The following is a 6,033-nucleotide window of genomic DNA, read 5'->3' on the forward strand; positions in this document are numbered from 1 at the left end:
TCACTCCAGTTTGAAACGAAGCTTTCGGTTGGCGAGAAAGACCATCAGCGTCGCATAGACCAGAAGCAGGAGGGCATCCAGCCAGAGGATCTCGAGGCCGATGCCCTTCATGTAGATGCCCCGCATGATGGCGATGAAGTACCGGGCCGGCACGATGTAGGTCAGGCCCCGGATCAGTGTCGGCATGTTTTCGATGGGAAAGACGAAACCGCTGAGCACCAGGGTGGGCATGAACCCCGCCACGATGGCGATCTGGTTGGCCAGCACCTGAGATTTCAGCACGACGCTCAAGGTCATGCCGAAAAACAGGGCCCCGGTGAGGAACAGGGCCGCCATGGCGAACAGAAGACCCGCGTTGCCCGCGATGTGGACCCCGAACAGGTATTTGCCGAGCAGAACGGCCAGGGTCACGTCGGTCATGCCGATGACAAGGTAGGGGATCACCTTGCCGAAGATCAGCTCCGGTCCCCGAAGGGGCGTGCTGATCAGCTGTTCCATGGTGCCGGTCTCCCATTCCCGGGCCACGGTCACGCTGGTCAGCATGGCGGCGATGACGATCAGCACGATGGCGATGATGCCGGGGATGATCACGTTCTGGCTGCGCAGGCCGGGGTTGTACCAGGCCCGCTGCTCCACCGTGATGGGGCTTTCGCCCGCGCCCGAAAGGTGGGTCAGACGGGCCCGAACGTTCATGGCGTAGATCAGGCCGACGCTTTCCGCGTAGCCCATGGCCAGGCGGGAGGTGTTGGCGTCGCTGCCGTCCACTAAAACCTGGATGCCGACCGCGTCGCCGCCGTGAACCTTCCGGGCGAAGTCTCCGGGGATGACAAGGGCCACCATGGCGCGCCCACGGACCAGGGCATCCTCGATTCCGGCGTAGGTGTCGGTGCGGCCCCGGATGGAAAAATAGGGCGACCCCTCATACAGACTGATCAGTTCCCGGCTTTCGGCGGTTTTGGACTGGTCCCAGATGATTGTGGGCACGTTTCTCAGATCAAGGGTCAGGGCGTAGCCGAACAGCAGAATCAAAATCACCGGAATGGCCAGGGCCAGAAAGAGGCTGCGCCAGTCCCGGATCACATGAATGAATTCCTTGCGGGCCACGGCCCGAAGACGTCTCAGGTTGATCATTTGCCGCTTTCCTTTTTCCGGTTGACGTCTTCGATCAGCGAGATGAACAGATCCTCCATGCCGGGGGCCGTCGCTTCCAGGCTTTGGATGGGGATGCCCCGGGTTTCAAGCGCCTCGCGCACGGCCGAAAGACCTTCCGCCTCGTCTTCGACCACCAGATGAAGACCGGCCCCGAACAGGGCGGCGTCCCGGACCTGGGGCAGGGCGGCCAGATCGGACACCAGATCCTGGGAACCGGGGCAGACCAGGGAAAGAATCCGGTCGGTCATCCGTTCGGTCTTGAGGGTCTGGGGGGTTCCGAGGGCGATCATCTTCCCCCCGTAGATCAGGGCCACCCGATCGCAGTATTCGGCTTCCTCCATGTAATGGGTGGTGACGAACACCGTGACGCCCAGATCGGCCATGGCGTAGATCAGATCCCAGAACCGCCGCCGGCTCACGGGGTCCACCCCGCTGGTGGGCTCGTCGAGAAAGATGATGGGCGGCTGGTGCAAGAGGGCGCAGGCCAGAGCCAGACGCTGGCGAACCCCGCCGCTCAGGGTTCGGGTCAGCCGTTTTTCGAGACCCGACAGCCCCGCCATGGCCATGGCCCAGGCGGCACGGTCTTTCAACGTCCGCCCCTCGATGCCGTAGATCCCGCCGTAGAACCGGATGTTCTCCGTGACCGTCAGGTCTTCGTACAGGGAAAATTTCTGGCTCATATAGCCGATGGACTGCTTGATGGCTTCGGGGGCGGTGAGAATGTCCAGGCCTCCCACGACGCCGCTTCCGCTGCTGGGCCGGAGCAGGCCGCAGAGCATGCGGATCGTGGTGCTTTTCCCTGCGCCGTTGGGGCCTAAAAATCCGAAAATCTCACCCCGGGGCACCGAAAAGCTGATGCGGTTGACCGCCGTGAAATCTCCGAATCGCCGGGTCAGGTCACGGACCGTCACCGCAGGGCCGTGGGTTTCCTTCCGGCCCATGGCGGCCAGGCCCTCGGTCATCAGGCGTTTGCGCCGGATTTCCTCCTGACCGTCGGCCCGTTCGCCCAGCACGCTGACGAACACGTCCTCCAGGGACGGCGGGGCCGGGCGGAGGCGTTCGATGGGCAGGCCCGCCCCGGTGACCAGGGTCCGGGCCGCCTGTGCCGCAGCGTCGGGATCATCGCAGGACAGATGGACCGTGTCGCCGAACAGGGTGACGGAGACGTTCTCAAGATGCCGGTGAAGCAGTTCTTTCACGGCCCGGGCCCGGGGACTTTTTAAGGTGACGATGCCGCCCGGCATCAGGGTCTTGACCTCGGCGGGGGTGCCTGTGGCCAGAAGCGTTCCCCGGTCGAGGAGCGCCACCCGGTTGCAGCGTTCGGCCTCGTCCAGATAGGCCGTGGTCACCAGGATGGCCACGTCTTTTTTCAGGAGCTGATAGAGAATCCGCCAGAAATCCCTCCGGCTGACCGGATCCACGCCGTTGGTGGGCTCGTCGAGCAAAAGAACCGCAGGGGTGTGGATCAGGGCGCAGACCAGCTGGAGTTTCTGCTTCATCCCCCCGGACAGGGCCCCGGCCCGGCGTTTCTTGAACGGCCCCATGGCGCTGAAGGCCAGAAGCTCGTCCACGCGGGCGGCCCGTCCTTTTTTCGGAACCCCGTACAGATCGGCGTAAAAGGCGATGTTCTCGCTGACCGTCAGGTCCGGATACAAACTGAACCGCTGGCTCATGTAAGCCAGATGGTCCTTGACCCTTGCGGCGTCCCGGGCCGTGTCGAATCCCGCGATCAGGGCCTGACCCGAATCGGGGGCCATGATGCCGGCCAGCATGCGCAGGGTCGTGGTTTTTCCTGCCCCGTCCGGACCGACCAGACCGACGATCTCTCCGGGACGGACCTCGATGGAGAGATCGTTCACTGCGGTCAGATCGCCGAAGGATTTGGTCAGATGGCGGGCCACAATGGCAGGTGCCGTCTTAGTCATGACGTGTCACTCCCGTCAGGGCCTTGTCGCGGGCGAAGGGGCGGCTGCGATGGATGCGTCGGCAGGCATGCCGGGCTTGAGCAGCCCCTCGGGGTTGCCCAGGTCGATCGTGATGCGGAACATCAGCTTGACCCGCTCCTCGAAGGTCTGGACCGACTTGGGGGTGAACTCGGCCTGATCGGCGATATGGGTGATCGTGCCCGGAAAGGTCCGGTCCGGCCAGGCGTCGACGCGGATGGTCGCCGGGTCGTTCAGGCGGATCCGGCCCAAATCCCGCTCGGTGATGTAGGCACGGACCCAGGGGCGGGAAAGATCACCCAGAACCAGCACGGCCGAGCCCGGATTCATATATTCCCCCACCTCTGCGGCCTCGGTGAGCACCACCCCGTCCATGGGACTGATCAGCCGGGTGTCGGCCAGGCGGATTGTTGCCTGGGAAAGGGCGGCCCGCGCTTCGGAAAGCCGTGCACGGGCCTGGTCCACGGTTTCCCTGCGCGGGCCTTCTTCGGCGAGACTCAAGGACTTGCGGGCGTTGGTCACCCGGGCCTGGGCCTCCAGAAGCTGGTTTTCCGCCGTTTGGAAGCGGGTTTGATACTGCTCGGCGTCATGCCGGCTGACGGTCTGGGCCTGGAACAGGGCCTCGAACCGTTCGGCATCGGACCTTGCCTGATCACGCTGGACCCGGGCGGCGGCTGCGGCGGCCAGGGACCGTTCCAGTTCGGCCTTGGCCCGGTCCAGGTCCTGGGGCCGGGTGCCGGCGAGAAGCTCGTCAAGCACGGATTCATGATAAGCCACCAGGGCCTCGGCCCGGGCCAGGGCCGCTTTCTGGTCGCCGGCTTCCAGGGTGGCCAGAACCTGTCCGGCCGTGACCCGGTCTCCTTCATCGACCAGCCGCGTTTCAAGGGTCCCGGGAATCCGGAATCCCAGCCGGGCGGAGGTGATCTCGATGTTGCCCGAGACATTGATCGTGCCGTCGTCTCCGTTTCGAAAGACCGCCGTGCCGGTCAGGGCAAGGCCCGCGATCAGGATGACGGCAAAGATGGGAATCAGACGTTTTTTCATGGGATGTCCTTTATCTGTTTGAAGGGCTCGAGCCCGGCCAGGGAAAACCGGTACACATGATCCACGATCCGGTCGATGTGCTGTTCCACCGGCGTGTATTCCGGGGCCATGCGCTCGATGACGGCCGTGGCGAACACGTAGTAGATGCACTGACCCAAAATACTGACCACGCAGAGAATGATGTCCTCGTCTGAGGCATCGCTGCCGGTGATCTGTTTGAGGATGCCCACCAGGCTGTCCTTGTGAGGCCGGATGTAGGTTTCGATCAGGTGGGCGAAGGCCGGGGTGGGGTCCATCATTTCCCGTGCGATCAGCCGGCCCTTGCCGTTGAGCCCCCCCCACCCCTCGGCGCTGAGAATCCGGTAAAGCGTCCCCGTGATGAATTGCCGGAGCTTCCCTTCAGGGGTCGTGGTCCGGTCCGTCTCCGGAACAAGGGAGGGAAACCGCGTAAACCCCCGTGCGAAAATATCGGACAACACCTCGGCGTAAAGCCCGTCCTTGTTCTGGAAGTGATAGTTGACCGCCGCCACGTTCACCCCCGCCGCCTCGGCAATCATCCGGATGGTGGTGGCCTTGAACCCCTTCTTCCCGAAGATGTCTCCGGCGAACGCCATGATTTTTTCCCGGGTGGACCGCGTCTCCTGATCCATGAACCCTCCGCTTAAACGTTTGTTTGAAACAGATAATTAAAACATCTGTTTCAATCACGCAAGAAAAAAATCATGACCCACACCAATCCAAATCAACCGAATTCACCACGGAGACACGGAGAACACAGAGAAAAACAGGTGCCCATACGGGCAGAAGGTGTTTTTGGGGGGGTGATTAATGTGTAGAGACGCACGGCGTGCGTCTCTTTGCGGGTGCCCTTGCCCCCGGCGGCCCTGCCGGGGCCCACCTTTTGAAAAGGCGGCCAAACGGGTTTTTGTGGTGGCACGAAGGGCGGGGAAACGTTATGCGATCCGGTGCCGTTTTTTGCGTCAGGCATGGCCGGAGCCTGGGCACAGGGAAACCTGCACCGTCCGCGTCCTTTGTCCACTGGGTCCACCCTGTCCACCTTGTCCACGTTGTCCGTGCCCGAAACGCCCGGCACCAAAAAACCGGATTCACCACGGAGACACGGAGAACACGGAGACGGCGTGCGTCTCTTTTGCGTGCGCCCTTGCCCCCGGCGGCCCTGCCGGGGGCCCGCCTTTTGAAAAGGCGGCCAAACGGGTTTTTGTAGGTGGCACTGAGGGCGGGGAAACGTTATACAATGCGGTGTCGTTTTTTGCGTCAGGCATGGCCGGAACCTGGAAAAAAGGAAACCTTCACCGTCCGCGTCCTTTGTCCACTGTGTCCACCCTGTCCACCTTGTCCGTGCCTGAAACGCCCGGCACCAAAAAACCGGATTCACCACGGAGACACGGAGAACACGGAGAAAAAAAGGTGCCCATAGGGGCGGAATGTGTTTTTTTAGGGGGGTATTTGACTCGTAGAGACGCACTGCGTGCGTCTCTTTTGCAGTCGTCGGGTCAGGCCCGAAACCCGGGCACCTGTCCTGATGACCTGCGTCCTATTCGGATGAAAGGGGATTTGTGGTAAAAAGTCGATCAAGGGGGCTTTGAATGGCCTTGATATTTCTCTCCATGACGTGGGTATAGATTTCGGTGGTTTTCACATCCTGATGTCCCATCATCGACTGAAGTTCCCGGATGTTGACGCCGTTTTCAAGCATATGAGTGCCAAAACAATGGCGAAGTGTATGACAGGTGACGCGTTTGGTAATACCGGCTCGAAAAACGGCCGTTTTCACCGCCTTCTGCAAACCCGATTCATTCACATGATGCCGCCGGATAGCGTCGGACCGGGGATCTTTACTCAGATTTTTTGCGGGAAACAGATACTGCCACCG

The 6,033-nt window shown here is 61.9% G+C and carries 5 protein-coding genes; all 5 read right to left on the reverse strand.

Annotated elements, in window-relative coordinates:
* Positions 1-1,131 (reverse strand): ABC transporter permease, encoded by a 1,131-nt coding sequence (locus ACYQ11_RS17740; protein ID WP_459925152.1) that lies wholly within the window; start codon positions 1,129-1,131, stop codon positions 1-3.
* Positions 1,128-3,077, reverse strand: coding sequence for an ATP-binding cassette domain-containing protein (locus tag ACYQ11_RS17745; RefSeq protein WP_459925153.1), 1,950 nt, complete (start codon positions 3,075-3,077; stop codon positions 1,128-1,130). The genes ACYQ11_RS17740 and ACYQ11_RS17745 overlap by 4 nt, the downstream gene beginning before the upstream one ends.
* A 15-nt stretch (positions 3,078-3,092) precedes the next feature.
* Positions 3,093-4,139 carry an HlyD family secretion protein gene (locus ACYQ11_RS17750; protein WP_459925154.1) on the reverse strand — a complete coding sequence of 349 codons (1,047 nt, stop codon included), beginning with the start codon at positions 4,137-4,139 and terminating at the stop codon, positions 3,093-3,095.
* On the reverse strand, positions 4,136-4,789 hold the full coding sequence (locus ACYQ11_RS17755; protein ID WP_459925155.1) for a CerR family C-terminal domain-containing protein: 654 nt from the start codon (positions 4,787-4,789) through the stop codon (positions 4,136-4,138). Before ACYQ11_RS17755 ends, ACYQ11_RS17750 begins: the two co-directional genes overlap by 4 nt.
* Positions 4,790-5,694: 905 nt before the next feature.
* Positions 5,695-6,021, reverse strand: coding sequence for a tyrosine-type recombinase/integrase (locus ACYQ11_RS17760; protein WP_459925156.1), 327 nt, complete (start codon positions 6,019-6,021; stop codon positions 5,695-5,697).
* Positions 6,022-6,033: the final 12 nt, after the last annotated feature.

This window comes from Desulfatiferula olefinivorans (assembly GCF_054657895.1).